This is a genomic window from Kordia zhangzhouensis (assembly GCF_001005305.1).
In the GTDB taxonomy this organism is placed as follows: domain Bacteria; phylum Bacteroidota; class Bacteroidia; order Flavobacteriales; family Flavobacteriaceae; genus Kordia; species Kordia zhangzhouensis.
Window position 1 is genome coordinate 26693 of record NZ_LBMH01000011.1, and the last position, 17308, is coordinate 44000.

The following is a 17308-nucleotide window of genomic DNA, read 5'->3' on the forward strand; positions in this document are numbered from 1 at the left end:
GAGTTACAATAGAAACTCGCTTTTTTTTGTAGCTACACTATCAAATATTTATATGTAGGCTTTAAATTTTAGTTACTGCTTTTCTTCATACGGAAACTTTCTAGAAGCTTGTCGCATCATTTTATCAATGATTGCATTGGTGTTTTTTCCAGATTTCCGATCAATAGTTTTTTCATAGCGCCACAGTAACTTTCCGGTATGTTTATCACTAAGTTTGATGATAATTTTTCCGTAATCCGATTTTCCTTTTAAAAAAGTAATAAAGTCAAAAGACGTATCAACTTCTTTTGAGATTAGTAAGCGAGATGTTAGTGAACCGCTAATGATGGCATCAACTTTAAGAATCTTACAAAGTTCTTGCGGAGCATAAATATCAATATTATCCATTGATATGCCTGCTTTTTTTAACAAACGATTTGTGGTATCAATGTCTTGAAAATCAATTTTAAGCTTCTTCTTACGTTTTCTATTTAAAAAATAACTTTCAAGTGCTTGTTGTACAGCAATACCTTCTTTTTCTTCAAACGTTTCTATTTGCTCTTCTGTATACTTCTTTTTATCAGATTTCAAATTGAGCGTAGTTTGAAAAGGGAGTATTGCAATAATTTTATGATCCTTGGATAATTCTTCAAAAGCATCACTTTCGTAAATCTTTTTTTGAGCATTACTTTGTTGAATTCCCAATAAAATCAAACAACAAACAACAATTTTTTTAAGCATCATTTTCTTTTTCAAGGTAAAAGGGTCGTTTTTTGAGGTTAAGAATTTTAAATAGATAAAAAGAGTGTTTAAAAACGAGAGCTCAATTTTATATTAAATACACGGCCTGTTAAGAAATTTGGAATTCCAAACTGACGTTTTGTATACACGTCGCGAACCCATGTGTTGGTGATGGAATTTTGCACATCAAATACATTGAAAATCTCAAAACCTACACTCAAGTCTTTAAATGTCGATAGCCAATGTCCTTTATCAAATTGTTTATCTTTATCTACTAATACATATGAAAACCCTACATCAGCACGCTTATAATCCGGTAATTCACTTTGAAACAAATATGGGTCAGAATAGCTAGGCGATCCTCCAGGAAGTCCTGTATTGTATACTAAATTCAAGTACAATTTTAAATTTGGGATTTTTCGCATATAATCTTGAAATAATACAGCAAATTTTAGTCGTTGGTCGGTTGGTCGTCTAATATAACCACGATTATTGATGTTTTCTTCAGTTTTTAAATAGCCAAAACTTACCCAACTTTCTGTGCCTGGTACAAATTCTCCATTCAAGCGCATATCCAATCCATATGCATACGCTTTGGAAATATTATCTGCACGATAACGAATCCGTACATTTTCAATGGTATAGGCATTTACATCAGAAAGATTTTTATAATAAGCTTCTGTGATAAGTTTAAATGGACGATTCCATAGTTTAAAGCTATAATCATTTCCTAAAACTACATGAATAGATTGTTGTGCTTTTACATTTGGATTTACTTGTCCGTCAAAACCACGTAACTCTCTATAAAATGGCGGTTGGTGATAAAATCCTCCAGACAAACGAAATAACATGTCTTTTTGCCAATCAGGTTTAATTGCAATTTGTGCTCTTGGACTTACCACAGTTTGTGTTACACTTTCAATACCATCACCACTCACAGTCCAATTATGCGCACGCACACCAATATTAGTCCACACTTCATGATTGCCAATAGAACTTTTTTTGCTCCATTGTGCGTATCCAGAAATACGATCAATTTTTGTATTGTTTCGAGCTCTCACAGTTTGAAAAGGTTCTATAGGGCCTTCATAAGGTGTATATGGCTGATTGTTGGAGAATTGAGGAAGTGGAGGACGAATAGAGAAGCCCGCAGAATCAATTACTTCCCATTCAATCAAACGATCACGAATGTCTTCATGCGTATATTTAACGCCCCAATCAATCTGACTTTCTTCGTCATTAATTTGATAATTTCCTTTATGTTCTGCATTAAAAATTAATGCATCCAAATCGTTTCGACCGTGATTTAATTGCGAACCAATTCCTTCACTAAATTCAACATCTCCTAAGTTTTGATCGCCAATATTTGTATTCACTTCTCCTAAGCGATATTGTGCAAAAATATCAAAGTGTTCTTGTTCGGTTGTGTGATATGCAGATGTAATAAATTTTAAGGTAACATCATCGTTCAAGAAATAGTTAGCTTTTAATGCTCCGAAATAAGTACGATAACGGTCTTCTTCTTGTCCTTGATAAAAAATCAGCAATGCAATAGGATCTTGTAAAGTTCCAAAATTTGTTTGGCGTGTTAAGGGTTCGTAATCATAATCATTAAAAGAAACATTCCCTAAAAAGTTTACATGAAACTTATCTGAAAACTTATATGTGGCGTAGGTTTGAAAATCTACGAAACGAGGGCGAAAATTAGTTTCCGTTTGTTTACTGTTTACAAACAAGCTATTATCTCTATATCGAATACCCGAAATGGTGGTAAATTTACTATCGTTACTTGCGGTTTCAATAGAAGCACTTCCTCCAAGTAAACTCAGATTGACTCTTCCGCCAAAACGAACAGGTCTGCGATAGGTAATATCCAGTACTGATGAGAGCTTATCTCCAAACTTTGCTTGGAATCCACCAGCAGAAAAATCTACGTTTTGCACCATGTCAGTATTTACAAAGCTCAATCCTTCTTGTTGTCCAGAACGGATTAAGAAAGGACGATATACTTCAATTTCATTTACATACACTAAGTTTTCATCATAATTTCCTCCTCGTACAGAATATTGCGTACTCAACTCGTTATTATTACTCACACCAGGCAAAGACATAATTAAATTTTCCACACCAGGATTGGCTCCTGGAATCAAACGTACTGTTTCGGCAGAAAGTGTTTGAATGCCTTCTACAGCTTTACGTTTTCGAGAATCCAAAATTACAGCTCCAATCTGTTCTTCAGAAGTAGACATAATCGGGTAAAATTCGTAGTCTTCTCCATTTTTGAGTAGCACTGTAAGTTTAATATCTTTATGTGAAATGTGAGAAAATGTTAAGGTTATTTGAGTGTCTGCAGGAACAGAGATTATAAAAAAACCATTTTTATTGGTTTGTGTTCCCGTTCCTAAAGATGTTTTGACATTTACCGCTTCAATAGGGTGGTTTTTAGCGTCTAAAATGACACCTCTTACGGTTCCCGTTTGCGCTATCAAAAGGTTGGTTAACAACAAAAAACCGATAAAAAGTAAAGATTGTATTGGTTTCAAGAGTCTAGTTTTTTAATTTTTTCTATAAAATGTGCTGGTAAATGTAGTACTATTTCCAACATTATCAGTAACGATCAACTTTAAATTATGTTTTGCTTCTGTAAAATTTAGATCGTTAAAATCGTAGATTAGCATTTGTTTTTTAGGATCATATTCTAGTAAAATCCATTTTCCATTAATGGTTCCACGAAAACTTCGTACACCAGAAGTTTCATCATCAACTTTAATTTTTAAATATTTATGATTAGAAATCCATTTGTCTTTCGCAAAATTTACGGGGGTTACAATTGGAGGAATGGAATCTTTAGCTAGAAAATAAGTGCCTAAACTTTTTGTGCTTGTAGAAAATATGTTGCCTCTCTTTTTTGTAGTGCTATACGAAGGTTTGTCTTTGGAGTCTAAACTGGCAATAAATAATTGTTTGCGTTCTTCGGCAGAATAGTTGGAAACGTCAAATGAAATGATAAAATTTTTATGCGCAGCTACATTCTCATTGTGAATAGTATAATAACCATTAGTATCTTTTGACAAGTCAAAATAAAAATCTTCATAAAAAGTTTCTTTCGGTATATAGACGCTTACTAGTTCTTTTTGTAATGTGTGCGACTCGTTACGTGTTACAAAATGCGGTGTTTTTGCTTGTTCTTGTTGTAAAGAGATAGGTTGTTCTTTTCCAATCACAGGAATCGTAACTGTTGTTGTATTATTCTTAAAATCTTTAATTTTAAGAGTTACAGTGTATTCTTTTCCATCTTCTATGGTAATCATACCATTATCTATGGCTTTATCATAAATACTCAATTCATTTGCAGGTGTAACAAAACAGCGTTGTACCCGTTGTTTCATTTGTTTAAAACGCGTGTAATCAATCAGTGTATTGATATATCTAGATTCGCTAAATGAAAACTTGTCAAATGTATAGCAAAAATTTTCTTCTCCATTTACAAAACTTTTCAGTTGATAAATTCCATTCTTATTAAAGGCTAAATCTTGTCGATCATGTGCATTTACACCAAAACCAATTTTACCAGAAGCATATATTTTATCGGCTATGTAGCTGTTTTTTTCTTTTCCTTTTTTTAATTGTAGTTGTACGATTTTATTAGACGAATTGACTTGAGCAGTTTCAGAAAGTGCATAGGCAAACAAACCATTTACGGTTGGTGTATGACTATCTTTAACTTCAATTCCGAACAACATAGGATTCATTGGACGTGATGCATTGTCACGAATCTCAAAATGCAAATGTGGTCCGCCAGAAGAGCCGCTATTTCCTGAATAAGCAATCACTTCTCCTTTTTTTACAATCAATTCATCTTCTTTTGGATATAATTGAATTTCGTAACTCTCTTTATTGTATTGTTGTTTTTTTAAATAAGCTTCTAGCTTAGGAGCTAATTTTTTTAAGTGTGCATATACAGATGTATAGCCATTAGTATGTGTTACATAGAGAGCCTTTCCAAATCCCCAATGCTGAATTTTAATACGAGACACATGCCCGTCACCAATCGCAAACACTTCAAACCCTTCTTTCTGTTTGGTTTTAATATCGATTCCTGAATGAAAATGATTACTTCGCAATTCCCCAAAAGTACCCGAAAGAACGATTGGAATATCTAATGGTGACCTAAAATCACTTTTAGAAATGGGTTGTTGAGAAAATATATATGAGGAAAAAAATAAAAAAATATAAAACAGTCTGTACATAGATTAAAAATGCGTTTGAGCAGCTAAAATAGCTAATACTTAGTTAATTTCGAATCTTTGAATTCAAAAACTACACCAAAAATAAAGACACATCTTAAAGTGATACTTTAAATAATAGCTAAAACGCTTGCGAACTAATTTTATGAATACTAAATTTGTAACAATATGCATTGAATAGAAATGTAATGAATAGTACTTTGAAAATCGTTGATTCTCTTGAGAATAGAGTGAGTAAAGTGCTCCATAAGCTTGAAGTTTTGGAACAAAAAAATCAACAATTACGACAAGAATTAGCGAATTCAAGGGAAGAAATGCAACGTTTGCACAATGAAATCTCTCAATGGGAAGAAAAGTTCAACACGTTAAAAATTGCAAATTCAATGCTTGGCAGTGATAACAACAAAAAAGAAGCTAAGCTTAAAATAAATACCCTAATTCGGGAAATTGACCATTGTATTGCACAATTGGCTGAATAAAAGATGAGTTCTTTACACTATGGAAAATAAGCTCAAAATAAAGCTTTCTATTGCAGATAGAGTATATCCGCTAACGATTTCCGCTAGTCAGGAAGAAGGTTTGCGTAGTGCTGCAAAGAAGATAGAAGCAATGATTAAGCAATTTGAGCAGAGTTATGCCGTTAGAGACAAGCAAGATGTATTGGCTATGTGTGCTTTGCAATTTGCGGCACAAGTAGAGCAAAAAGCGATAGATAAAGATGCCCATCAAACCGCATTAGAAGAAAAGCTCAAAGCGCTTGATAATTTATTGAAAGCGCAGCTTAGTTCTTAAAAAAATAAGTTCTTTAAAATATAAAATAGGTTACTGCCTACATTGATTTTTATTTTTGATAAACTCAACGTTACTATCATTAAAAAGAGTAAGTCATGGTTGTAAAAGCAAGCTGTTAATACTTTTGTATTAGGACAGATCCTTGATCAATCTGTTAGCTCTAAACTTGTTTTTTGGAGTTTATACAAAAAACTCTTATCAATGTAGGCTTTTTTTTATGAATAAAACACAGTTTTGATATGTTTGAGAATGGCACTTCAAAATTGCTAGTCGTTTGTCCATTTCAAAAAAATGACATTCGATGTTCTTTAAAATTAGTATATAATCAAGATCGATAGATGATGGATAGTATTACAATCATAATTGCAGTCGCCGTAGGTGCGGTTGGTATAATCATAGGCTTTCTTATAGCCAAAAGTTTAGAAAAAAAACAAGCTTCAAAAGTAATTGAAGAAGCAAAAAAAGAAGCTTCATCTTTATTAAAAGAAGCCAAAGCAGGTGCTGAAAATGTTAAGAAAGATAAAATTCTTCAAGCAAAGGAAAAATTTCTTGAACTAAAAGCAGAACACGAAAAATTCATTTTGTCGAAAGACAAAAAAATGGCAGAAGCTGAAAAACGTACACGTGACAAAGAATCACAAGTTTCAAGTGAATTATCAAAAAATAAAAAACTTAATCAAGAGCTTGAGTCAAAACTGAAAGATTACGATTATCGTTTAGATTTTATAGAAAAGAAAAAGTCTGAAGTTGAGCGATTACATAAAAGTCAGATAGATCAATTAGAAGTAATTTCTGGATTGTCAGCAGATGAAGCAAAGGAACAATTAGTTGAATCTCTCAAAGAAGAAGCAAAGAGCGATGCAATGGGCTATATTCAAGCAAAACTTGAAGAAGCAAAACTTACAGCACAACAAGAAGCCAAAAAAGTGATTATCAACACAATTCAACGAATTGGGACTGAGGAAGCGGTTGAAAACTGTGTATCCGTATTCAATATTGAATCCGACGATGTAAAAGGTCGTATTATTGGTAGAGAAGGGCGAAACATTAGAGCATTAGAAGCAGCCACAGGTGTAGAAATTATTGTAGATGATACGCCAGAAGCAATCATTTTATCTTGTTTTGATTCTGTGAGAAGAGAAGTAGCTCGTTTGTCTTTACACCGATTGGTAACAGATGGACGAATTCACCCAGCACGTATCGAAGAAGTAGTAAAGAAAACACGTAAGCAAATCGATGAAGAAATTATTGAAGTAGGAAAACGTACTGTTATTGATTTAGGAATTCATGGTTTGCATCCAGAGTTAATTAGAACAGTTGGTAGAATGAAATATCGTTCTTCTTACGGACAAAACTTATTGCAACACTCTCGTGAAGTAGCAAAACTTTGTGGTGTAATGGCTGCTGAACTCGGATTGAATCCAAAATTAGCAAAAAGAGCCGGATTGCTTCACGACATAGGAAAAGTACCTGATACTGAAACCGAAGTGCCTCACGCAATATTAGGAATGCAATGGGCAGAAAAATATGGTGAAAAGCCTGAAGTTTGTAATGCTATTGGAGCGCATCACGATGAAATAGAAATGAACTCGTTACTATCACCAATTGTACAAGTGTGTGATGCTATTTCAGGAGCACGACCTGGCGCACGTCGTCAAGTACTTGATAGCTACATACAGCGTCTTAAAGACTTAGAAGATATTGCTTTTGGATTTACAGGAGTAAAAAAGGCATATGCAATTCAAGCGGGTAGAGAATTACGTGTCATTGTAGAAAGTGAAAAAGTAGACGATGCAAAGGCAGCAGAGTTGTCATTCAATATATCACAAAAAATTCAAACAGATATGACATATCCTGGTCAGGTAAAAATTACTGTGATTAGAGAAACACGCGCTGTTAATATTGCAAAATAAATAATTCAATAACTTATAAATATATAAAACGTGAATAGCGTAGTAATAAGAAGCTACGGTATTCACGTTTACTTTTTATGGCAAACCAATGACAGGGAGGATTTTTTTATATGTAATTTTAGGTATAACCTAAATAAAAATCAAGTATGTTAAAGAAAATTTTAAGCCTTACTGGTGTTGACATGCTTTCAAAAACCCAACAAGTTGGCACTCAAGATGAACGAGGTATGACACTAAAATCTTCTTTTATGTGTTATTGCAATACGATTTATGTCGGAAAGAAAAACTCTGTGAAAGATTGTTGGAGTGCTTGCTAAAAAGTAAAGAGACTCAGTGAAAAGAAGCAGCAAGTATTTAAGTAAAATACTTGCTGCTTTTTTTAGTTTCTTGGATGATATTTTTGCATAATTTTAGCCAAATGGCTTCTGTCTACATGCATGTAAATTTCTGTAGTGGTAATGCTCTCATGACCTAGCATTAACTGAATAGCTCTTAAATCGGCACCATTTTCTAACAAATGTGTAGCAAATGAGTGTCTGAAAGTATGTGGCGAAATATTTTTCTTTAATCCTGTTTTTTCAGCTAAACGTTTAATAATTGTAAAAATCATTACACGCGTAAGTTGCTTTCCTCGTCTATTCAAAAAAACAGTATCACTAAACTCAGGAACTTCTTTTACAAAAGGGCGAATTTCTTTAAGATATAAATTAATATGTTGTTGCGTGAAATGGCTAATAGGAACAAAACGTTGTTTATCACCTTTTCCTGTCACTCTTATAAATCCTTCTTCAAAAAATAAGTCAGATACTCGCAATCCAACCAATTCGCTAACTCGCAATCCACAACCATACAAAGTTTCAAGAATAGCTTTATTGCGATGTCCTTCGGGTTTGCTCAAGTCAATTGCTTCAACAAGTCGTTCTATATCTTCCAACGCAAGTGTGTCTGGTAGTTTTCTTCCAATTTTAGGGGCTTCGAGTAATTCTGTAGGATTATCCTTTCTATAATCTTCAAAAACCAAATAATTAAAAAAACTTTTCAATCCTGAAATGATGCGCGTTTGTGAACGAGCATTTAGTATTTTTGCAATTTCATAAATAAATTGTTGAATAGTATTTTCATCTATGGTAAGTGGAGAATGATGTATATTATTGTCTTCAATAAATTGAATCAATTTTTCGATATCATGTGTATAATTTATGATGGTATTCTCCGATAAACCACGTTCTATCTTCAAAAAATGCTGAAAATCTCGTAAAGTATGTGCCCATTTCATGTACTTTTTTGTGTTAGATTAACTTTTGTTTCAAATTAAACATATGCTACTGAGATTGTTATAAAAATAAGCTCAAAATTTGTTAATAATTAGTTAAGAAATGTGTGTTAATTTACAAAAAAGTAGTTCTTTTGTAAGTGAATTAATTAAAAAACTATTTAAGATGAAAAAAATTATTTTAGCAGCTGTAGCTGTTTTTGGATTCGCTTTTACGGCAAACGCACAAGACGATGATAAAGCAACTGGGCAAACAGCAAAAGGTAAATGGTTAATTGAAGCTAACACAGGAAACGCTGTATTAGGGACAACAGGTATTTACTTTACTTCTTCTGATGGAGAGTCTACTTTCAACATCGGTTTAGATGGAGGTTATTTCATCATGGATGACTTAGCTTTAAAAGCAGGTTTAGGGTACGGATCAAACTCTTTAACTGATACAAGTGTTTTCTCTTACCGTTTAGGAGGAAAGTACTATATCAACAGCATGATTCCTGTATCTTTAGACTTAACAGGTTCATCAATTGAAGACGCTAATGAAAATCCATTATGGTTAGGAATCGGAGCAGGATATGCTTGGTTCATTGGAAACAATGTTTCTATCGAGCCAGGACTTCGTTACAACCACTCTTTAAATGAAGACTTCACTGATGAAGGAGTTTTCCAAGTAAACATTGGATTTGCTTTACATTTCTAAGAGAAAAATAACTAGGTATATAAAAAGAGGAAGTTTTACTTCCTCTTTTTTTTTGTTCTATACAGCATATAATCATCCCAAAATTGTTATTATCTATAATTAATAAATTTGAAAGTGTGTTCTTCAAAATATTTTCTATATCTGTTCCTAGAAAGTTTATCCGATGAAAATTATTTCAATTTAAGAAAGAGTATTTTTTCTTTTGGCAAATAATTCAGATAGTATACATTTGCCGAATATTAAAAGTCAAAAAATAAACATTATGAAAAAACTATTACTTATAGTTATTGTCCTTACAGGACTTACAGTAAACGCTCAAACAGAAAAAGGAAAATGGATCATCTCTGGAGGAACATCTGTATCTTTTGCAAGTACCAATCTCACTTTAGAATTGGATGGGCAAGAAATTAGTGATGACACTAGCGGTTCTATATTTACGCTGTCACCAAGTGTAGGTTATTTTGTAATTAATAATCTTGCTGTAGAGTTTGATTTAGCATTTACTTCAAACAAGATTGATAATGGAACTACAGAAACTAAAACTTCTTCTTTGATGTCAACTCTTGGTGGAACTTACTATTTTGATGCTGGTAGCAAAATAAAGCCTTTCTTAGGACTTGGAGCAGGTTATATAACTACAAGTAGCGGAGACAGTGATGCTTTAAAATCTAATGGATTGGCATTAACTGGTAAAGGAGGTATTGCTTACTTTATTAGCAATTCAATTTCTGCTGATTTCTTTGTTCAGTATTTGAATTCAAACCAAAAGAATAAAGCAAACAGTAACTTAGAAAGCAAAAACTCTAGCTTAGCTTTAGGTTTAGGATTTTCTCTATACTTATAATATCATATAATATATCTGTAAAAGGTCTTTCAATCATTGAAAGACCTTTTTTTATAATAAAATTTTGAAACGTTCTTTAGAAAATTCACATCATCTTTTTTAATATCTTAGCTGTCATGAAAAAAATTATCATCATTAACGGGCCTAACTTAAATCTCTTAGGAAAGCGTGAACCTGAAATTTATGGGAGCGCTACATTTGAAGACTATTTTAAATCTCTACAAACTCAATTCTCACATATAGAGTTGAGCTATTATCAGTCAAATGTAGAAGGTGAGTTAATCAATAAAATTCAAGAAGTAGGCTTCACGTATGATGGTATTATTTTAAATGCAGGTGCTTATACGCATACTTCTATTGGAATAGGCGATGCAATTAAAGCCATCGAAACACCAGTAGTAGAAGTACATATTTCTAATACGTTTGGTAGAGAATCTTTTAGGCATCAATCCTATATTTCTCCCAATGCAAAAGGTGTGATTTTAGGTTTCGGAATGCAGAGTTATGAATTGGCAATTCAGAGTTTTTAGCTCTTAGCATATGAAGAAAGCCTATTTTAACTGGAGCTCTGGAAAAGATTCAGCTCTAGCCTTATATCAAGTTTTACAAGCAAAAGAGTACAGTGTTACACAATTGGTAACTACAGTCAATAAAGATTTTGAACGTGTATCTATGCATGGATTACGGGAAGAGTTATTGGATGCTCAAGTAGCACAATTACAAATACCATTACAAAAAATATATTTTCCTGCAGAAGTTTCTATGACAGCCTACGATACTACCATGCGGATAGCGACTCAAAAATTATCTGACCAAGGTTTTCAATATGGTATTTTTGGAGATATCTTTTTGGAAGACCTCAGAAGCTATCGTGAGCAAAAACTAAAAGAAGTAGGTATTACAGGTGTTTTTCCTCTATGGAAAAAAGATACAAAAACATTGCTAAAAGAATTTTTACAATTAGGTTTTAAAGCAATTACCGTGTGTGTAAATGCTCAATTACTAGACGAATCGTTTGTAGGGAGAATTCTTGATGAGAGTTTTATAAACGATTTACCTTCTGGTGTAGATCCATGCGGAGAAAATGGAGAATTTCATACATTTGTTTTTGATGGGCCTATTTTTTCAACACCTATTCAATTTTCTGTTGGAGAGAAAGTGTTAAAAACATATTCTTCGTCAAAAGATGAAGATTCTTGTACTACCAGCAACTCTTCTTGGGATACTTCTTTTTGGTATTGCGATTTAGTGCTTAAAAATAGCACAGCTTCTTAAAAATTAACAAAATTCTATAAAAACCTTACCAAAATTTTGGCATTTAATTGGCAACAAATTAAGAGTCTTGCACCCTATATTTGATGCTGTAAACCAGTGTATGGTTTTGCGCAATTTTTTCATAACTGAAGGTGGGATATCAGTTATTTTAGGTTGGTTGAGGGAAAAGTCATTCGGGAAACTGAATGACTTTTTATATTGTTTATTCTAAAAAGCTACGTTTAGAAATTTTAGTTGTGATCACAACCAGGCGTAAGCTGTTTTTCTTTTTCGCAGGTTCCATACGATTGATCTTGACAACAAGCAGATAATTCACTTCCTCCTCCTTTGATGAAATACTGATTGAAAGAAGAAATAGGAGTTTTACGGAGTCTTAAAGATGTAATCTCTCTTTTTTTCATGATAGTATGTGTTTGGTTTATACTATAGGAAGATACATAGTTTAATTATCAAGTAGTTACGGGATTACCATACTTAACAGAGTAAGATGTGTTGCTAAAGGAAAATAATATACAGAGACAAAAAAAGCGAACCGAAGTTCGCTTGTGTTTGATTAAAATAATGTATCACAAATATTATTACATGACTCATCATACAGCGAAGGAATATGTTTTTTTCCTCCTTTAAGCTCTTTAAATTTTAGATTTGAAATGGCTTTTTTGCGTAAAACCAGTGTTTTAAATTCTTGTTTTTTCATCTTTTATTACTTTTTAAATTAATTGTGATAAAGCTATATTATAGATGAATATATCAACTCGTACAGAATGAACGATTTTTTATAAAAACAGAGAATACTAGTTTGCTCGAAGGTATTTTTTCTCAATATAAAAAGTTGCAAAAGGAAGTAACGAAGCTATAAACAAGATTGCAAAACGTTTCATACTCCATTTTTGTTCTTCGGTAACCAAATAAGCAAACAACACATAGGCCAAAAACAAGATACCATGTGCCATTCCGACAATCTTGTTAGGCAATGGCATTTCCATCATGTATTTTAAAGGCATAGTAATGAAAAATGCTAAATAGGAGATTCCTTCAGCAATCGCAATCCAGCGAAATGTTTTTAAAGTTTTGGTTTCTTTTAAAATGGTATCCATATTAATTAATGCTATTTTTTAATTTATTCATTCCGTAATACAAAGTTTTCATAAACATGATTTCGTCTCTAGGATCACATTTGTATTTTACAGAATCATAATACAAGAGCTTTTTTGCACGTAAATCAAAAACATATAAACGAATGGTATTAGAAAAACTACCATCTTTTACATATGTTCTTACTTCTACGAATAATTGTTTTGAACTATTCAGATTAGGAATCGTTAATTTGCTTACTGCTTTTTGGTCTTCGTTATTGAGTCGAATATCTGTTGTATAAAACATAATGTCGTTGTATTTTTTATGTAACAGCAGTGTTTCATCTAAAAAAGTAGATTCTGGAAATACTTTTTTTACAACTTTTTTGGCAGTTTTATTAATAGAAAAACGAATTGAATCTTTCTCTAAGGAATCTGTTAGAGTATGAATCATGGTGTAAGTTGCTGTATATGATAATCTCGACAAATTAGTAAGTGAATTAGTGTCAAACTTAGTGTCTATGTCATAAATCTTGGCATTTTCATCACATGAAAGCGAAGAAGGCAGTTTAGGCCTAATTCTACTTGAGGCACATCCCACTAATATGATTCCTGTTAGTGCAAAAAATAAAGCTCTCATTTGTAAATTTATAAAGAGTAAAAAAAAGCTGCTCATTGAGCAGCTTCTTATATTATTAAATGTGAATCACTTCGTCATAAGCGTCTGCAACGGCTTCCATCACAGCTTCACTCATAGTTGGATGCGGATGCACGGCTTTCAATACTTCATGTCCGGTAGTTTCTAATTTTCTACCGAGTACTGCTTCTGCAATCATATCTGTTACACCAGCACCAATCATGTGGCAGCCTAACCACTCTCCATACTTAGCATCAAAAATTACTTTTACAAAACCTTCTTTATTTCCTCCAGCACTTGCTTTTCCAGAAGCTGAGAATGGAAATTTACCAACTTTGATATCATACCCTTGTTCTTTCGCTTGATTTTCAGTCAATCCAACCGAAGCAATTTCAGGTGTACAGTACGTACAACCTGGAATGTTACCGTAGTCTAATGCTTCTACATGCATTCCAGCAATTTTTTCTACACACAAAATTCCTTCAGCAGAAGCAACGTGTGCCAATGCTTGCCCAGGCGTTACATCGCCAATAGCATAATATCCAGGAATATTGGTTTGGTAGTAATCATTGACTAAAATTTTGTCTCTATCAGTAGCAATTCCAACATCTTCCAATCCGATGTTTTCAATATTTGTTTTAATTCCAACTGCTGATAAAACTACGTCAGCTTCAAGTATTTCTTCTCCTTTTTTAGTCTTTACAGTTGCTTTTACACCTTTTCCAGAGGTATCTACCGAAGTTACTTCAGCAGAAGTCATGATTTTGATACCACTCTTCTTGAATGAACGTTCTAACTGTTTTGATACTTCATCATCCTCTACAGGAACAATTTTTGGCATATATTCAACAATAGTTACTTCAGTTCCCATAGAATTGTAGAAATATGCAAATTCTACTCCAATAGCTCCAGAACCAACTACAATCATCTTTTTAGGTTGTTTCTCTAACGTCATTGCTTCACGATAGCCAATAACTTTTTTACCATCTTGAGGTAAACTTGGTAATTCGCGTGAACGTGCTCCTGTAGCGATAATAATATGTTTAGCGCTATATTCAGTTGTCTTTCCGTCTTTGTCTTTAACTTCTAGTTTTTTGCCTGCTTTTACTTTTCCAAAACCTTCAATAACGTCAATTTTGTTCTTTTTCATTAAGAATTGAACACCTTTGCTCATTCCTTCAGCGACACCACGACTACGTTTTACAACGGCATCAAAATCTTTATCATATTCTTTTACGGACAAACCATACTCTTCAGCGTGTTTTAAATATTCAAAAACTTGAGCAGATTTCAATAAAGCCTTCGTTGGAATACAACCCCAATTTAAGCAAACGCCCCCTAAGCTTTCTTTTTCTACTACGGCAGTTTTAAACCCAAGTTGCGAAGCTCTGATGGCAGTTACATAGCCGCCAGGACCACTTCCTAAAACGATGATGTCATATGTATTCATATCTTAAAATTTTGTTGTCTGTTTTCAAAGGGGCAAATTTACGGAATTCTGTTTGAAGAATAAATTATAAAGAGTTGTTTTTACTTTTAAGGATGTAGCTGCTAATATGGATAATTGCATGAACAGTAATTGCGATATTATTTTACGGTTCCGTGTCAAAAAAAAATTACAAATCTTCTGTAAAATGACGTCTGTCTTTAGCTTTATTGAACTTTTCAGTATTATATGTCACTGATTTTCCTTTTGGGATAGACAAGGATTTCCATTTATCTGAGCGAATCTGCTTAGCAACAAAAACCAATTGTCCAATATGATAAGGATAATGACACAATTGACGGGTAATTGCTTCTAAAACCGTGTGTCCTTGATTTCGAATATAAACAATACGTAAGGCATCTTCGGGCTGTAAAGAATGGAGAGTCGTAAACAAACATTTCCATCCTTTCTCCCAAGCAGTAATCATTTCTGTTTTTGTTTTATAAGTTGCTTCAAACTCAGTATCACGATGACGCCACTCTTTTTCACCATCTTCCGTAAGGAAATTGGTCCAACGACTTAGCATATTGCCAACAATATGTTTTACAATAATTGAAATACTATTACTATCGTCGTTTGCTTGCCAATGAATATCATTATCATTCAATTGGTCAAAAGTTTTATCTCCCAAGCTCTTATAATAAGTGAATTGTTTATAGGCGGTTTCTAGAAAATTTTCAGCAATTGAGCTCATACGTTTTGTAGTTGATGATTAAAATGCGTGCTTATGTAATTTTGAATATCTTTTGTTTCTTGAGGATCATCTAACTTGATACTATAACTAATTTGTTGATTCTTACTATTTCGGAACGTTAGTTTCAGAACAGTAGAAATGATGGATAAATGAATAACTTTATTCAGAGGAATCTTAAAATACTGGATTTTATTCCTACGATTTAAAAGATGTATACCACTCATTAGTAACAAAACAATAAAAGTGTCTTCAAAAGGGTTGGTTATTTTTCCGAAGATTAGAAACAATAAAAAAGTAATACTGATGATTGTATATATTGTATTAATAATATGGTTGGAAATGTAAAAAAATGTCAATCTCGGATTTTCAGTTTCCTCTAAAATTTTGCAAGCTTCCCAATCACCATGATTACTGAAATAAAAAAACTGGTCATCAATATTCAAATATCCTTTCTTTAAAACAAAATAACGTTTTTCCATAGCTTAAAGATACTAAAAACAGTTGTTAAAAACGCACATACGTATGCAGTAAACTAAAAGGAATTTTCAGCATATGAAATTAAAAAAAGAAGGCTACTGATTTAAAATGGTTGCAACTCTACGTTGTAGCTCAGGAAGTACGTTTTCTTCAAACCAAGGATTTTTATGAAGCCAAAAACGATTTCTAGGTGATGGATGCGGTAATGGAAAAAACGCAGGCAAAAAACAGTCATAATTAGCCACAGTTTCAGTTAGCGTTTTTTTTGCTTTCTCCTTTAAATAATATTTTTGAGCGTACTGTCCAACAAGCAATACCAATTCAGCTTGTGGCATATAGTGTAAAAGTTGATTGTGCCATGCTTCAGCACATTCTTTTCTTGGTGCTAAATCACCAGACTTTCCCTTTCCAGGATAACAAAACCCCATAGGAATCAACGCAATTTTTTTCTCGTCATAAAAAACAGCATCAGGCACATTTAGCCATTGGCGAAGTCGTTTTCCACTCATATCATTCCATGGAATTCCATTCTGATGCACTTTTAACCCTGGCGCTTGTCCAATTAAAATAATCTTAGAAGAAACATGGGCAGACAAAATAGGATTGGGGCCAAGAGGCAAATGTGCTTTACAAATAGTGCAGCCCAGTATTTCTTCTAACAAATTTTTCATAAAAATGAAATCGTATCTATTTAATTAGGGACAAACTTTAAGGCAACTCCATTAATACAATGGCGTTTGCCTGTGGGTTTTGGACCATCATCAAAAACATGACCTAAATGCCCGCCACAAGTAGCACAATGTTCTTCGGTACGCGCATAACCAATCTTATAATCAGTGCTAAATGCTACATTTCCTTCAATTTCTTTATAAAAACTTGGCCAGCCTGTTCCAGAATCAAACTTGTGCTCGCTTTTAAACAAAGGTGTATTACAAGCAACACAATAATACGTTCCGTTTTCATAATTTTTGTTCAGGGGACTGCTAAAAGCACGTTCTGTTCCCGCTTCTCTCAACACGTAATATTCCATCTCAGAAAGCTGTTTTTTCCATTCAGCGTCAGTTTTAGAAACCTTAAATGCTTCTCCTTTTTGAGCAGCAGTTTCTTGTTTTTTTTGTGCGTTGGAATTACAACTAAAAAATAATCCAATCAGCATTAAAGCAATCATTTTTCTCAT

General features: G+C 33.1%; 20 protein-coding genes and 1 other RNA gene. 8 read left to right on the forward strand and 13 right to left on the reverse strand.

The annotated features are described in order from the left end of the window. Positions 1–72 precede the first annotated feature (72 nt). The 3 genes from AA088_RS14590 to AA088_RS14600 form a co-directional block, all read right to left on the reverse strand. On the reverse strand, positions 73–723 hold the full coding sequence (locus AA088_RS14590) for a DUF4136 domain-containing protein (RefSeq protein ID WP_316931687.1): 651 nt from the start codon (positions 721–723) through the stop codon (positions 73–75). Positions 724–788: 65 nt separating this feature from the next. Next, entirely contained in the window at positions 789–3263 is a 2475-nt protein-coding gene (locus tag AA088_RS14595) for a TonB-dependent receptor (RefSeq protein ID WP_046745771.1), read from the reverse strand. 12 nt (positions 3264–3275) lie between these two features. Next, on the reverse strand, positions 3276–4970 hold the full coding sequence (locus AA088_RS14600) for a M23 family metallopeptidase (protein ID WP_046745772.1): 1695 nt from the start codon (positions 4968–4970) through the stop codon (positions 3276–3278). Positions 4971–5155: 185 nt separating this feature from the next. Between AA088_RS14600 and AA088_RS14605 the strand changes: the two genes are divergently transcribed. The 4 genes from AA088_RS14605 to rny all read left to right on the forward strand — a co-directional run bounded on the left by AA088_RS14605 (position 5156) and on the right by rny (position 7672). Continuing rightward, positions 5156–5446, forward strand: a complete 291-nt coding sequence (locus tag AA088_RS14605; RefSeq protein WP_046745773.1) for a hypothetical protein — start codon at positions 5156–5158, stop codon at positions 5444–5446. Between the two features lie 19 nt (positions 5447–5465). Beyond that, the gene (locus tag AA088_RS14610; protein WP_046745774.1) at positions 5466–5759 is read left to right on the forward strand and encodes a cell division protein ZapA; all 294 of its coding nucleotides are present in this window, start codon (positions 5466–5468) and stop codon (positions 5757–5759) included. Positions 5760–5821: 62 nt separating this feature from the next. After that, positions 5822–5941, forward strand: a non-coding RNA gene (gene ssrS, locus AA088_RS17890) — 6S RNA. Positions 5942–6100: 159 nt separating this feature from the next. Then, a complete protein-coding gene (gene rny / locus AA088_RS14615; RefSeq protein WP_046745775.1) occupies positions 6101–7672 on the forward strand; it encodes a ribonuclease Y in 1572 nt (523 codons plus the stop codon). Between the two features lie 379 nt (positions 7673–8051). Here rny and xerD read toward each other — a convergent pair whose 3' ends face one another. Continuing rightward, positions 8052–8948: a site-specific tyrosine recombinase XerD gene (gene xerD / locus AA088_RS14620; RefSeq protein ID WP_046745776.1), complete on the reverse strand. Its 897-nt coding sequence runs from the start codon at positions 8946–8948 to the stop codon at positions 8052–8054. A gap of 163 nt (positions 8949–9111) precedes the next feature. On the opposite strand from xerD, the gene AA088_RS14625 reads away from it, so the two are divergent. The 4 genes from AA088_RS14625 (at position 9112) to AA088_RS14640 (ending at position 11761) form a co-directional block, all read left to right on the forward strand. Beyond that, on the forward strand, positions 9112–9642 hold the full coding sequence (locus AA088_RS14625; protein ID WP_046745840.1) for a hypothetical protein: 531 nt from the start codon (positions 9112–9114) through the stop codon (positions 9640–9642). 262 nt (positions 9643–9904) lie between these two features. Beyond that, positions 9905–10486, forward strand: a complete 582-nt coding sequence (locus AA088_RS17775) for an OmpW family outer membrane protein (protein ID WP_052752922.1) — start codon at positions 9905–9907, stop codon at positions 10484–10486. 116 nt (positions 10487–10602) lie between these two features. After that, on the forward strand, positions 10603–11016 hold the full coding sequence (aroQ, locus tag AA088_RS14635; RefSeq protein ID WP_046745777.1) for a type II 3-dehydroquinate dehydratase: 414 nt from the start codon (positions 10603–10605) through the stop codon (positions 11014–11016). A gap of 10 nt (positions 11017–11026) precedes the next feature. Beyond that, positions 11027–11761 (forward strand): Dph6-related ATP pyrophosphatase, encoded by a 735-nt coding sequence (locus AA088_RS14640; protein ID WP_046745778.1) that lies wholly within the window; start codon positions 11027–11029, stop codon positions 11759–11761. Between the two features lie 230 nt (positions 11762–11991). Here AA088_RS14640 and AA088_RS18440 read toward each other — a convergent pair whose 3' ends face one another. From AA088_RS18440 to msrB, 9 genes are all read right to left on the reverse strand, one after another. Beyond that, entirely contained in the window at positions 11992–12162 is a 171-nt protein-coding gene (locus AA088_RS18440) for a hypothetical protein (RefSeq protein WP_157547250.1), read from the reverse strand. Between the two features lie 152 nt (positions 12163–12314). Beyond that, on the reverse strand, positions 12315–12458 hold the full coding sequence (locus AA088_RS18445) for a hypothetical protein (protein ID WP_157547252.1): 144 nt from the start codon (positions 12456–12458) through the stop codon (positions 12315–12317). Between the two features lie 97 nt (positions 12459–12555). Continuing rightward, positions 12556–12858, reverse strand: a complete 303-nt coding sequence (locus AA088_RS14645; protein WP_046745779.1) for a DUF3817 domain-containing protein — start codon at positions 12856–12858, stop codon at positions 12556–12558. Position 12859: 1 nt separating this feature from the next. Beyond that, positions 12860–13477 carry a hypothetical protein gene (locus tag AA088_RS14650; protein ID WP_046745780.1) on the reverse strand — a complete coding sequence of 206 codons (618 nt, stop codon included), beginning with the start codon at positions 13475–13477 and terminating at the stop codon, positions 12860–12862. Positions 13478–13532: 55 nt separating this feature from the next. Continuing rightward, complete coding sequence (gene lpdA, locus AA088_RS14655) at positions 13533–14924, reverse strand: dihydrolipoyl dehydrogenase (RefSeq protein ID WP_046745781.1); 1392 nt, start codon at positions 14922–14924, stop codon at positions 13533–13535. A 166-nt stretch (positions 14925–15090) separates the two neighbouring features. Further along, positions 15091–15654 (reverse strand): DUF1572 family protein, encoded by a 564-nt coding sequence (locus tag AA088_RS14660; protein ID WP_046745782.1) that lies wholly within the window; start codon positions 15652–15654, stop codon positions 15091–15093. Further along, positions 15651–16133, reverse strand: a complete 483-nt coding sequence (locus AA088_RS14665) for a hypothetical protein (RefSeq protein WP_046745783.1) — start codon at positions 16131–16133, stop codon at positions 15651–15653. Before AA088_RS14665 ends, AA088_RS14660 begins: the two co-directional genes overlap by 4 nt. A gap of 93 nt (positions 16134–16226) precedes the next feature. Next, positions 16227–16802: a uracil-DNA glycosylase family protein gene (locus AA088_RS14670; RefSeq protein ID WP_046745784.1), complete on the reverse strand. Its 576-nt coding sequence runs from the start codon at positions 16800–16802 to the stop codon at positions 16227–16229. A 20-nt stretch (positions 16803–16822) separates the two neighbouring features. Further along, on the reverse strand, positions 16823–17308 hold the full coding sequence (gene msrB / locus AA088_RS14675) for a peptide-methionine (R)-S-oxide reductase MsrB (protein ID WP_046745842.1): 486 nt from the start codon (positions 17306–17308) through the stop codon (positions 16823–16825).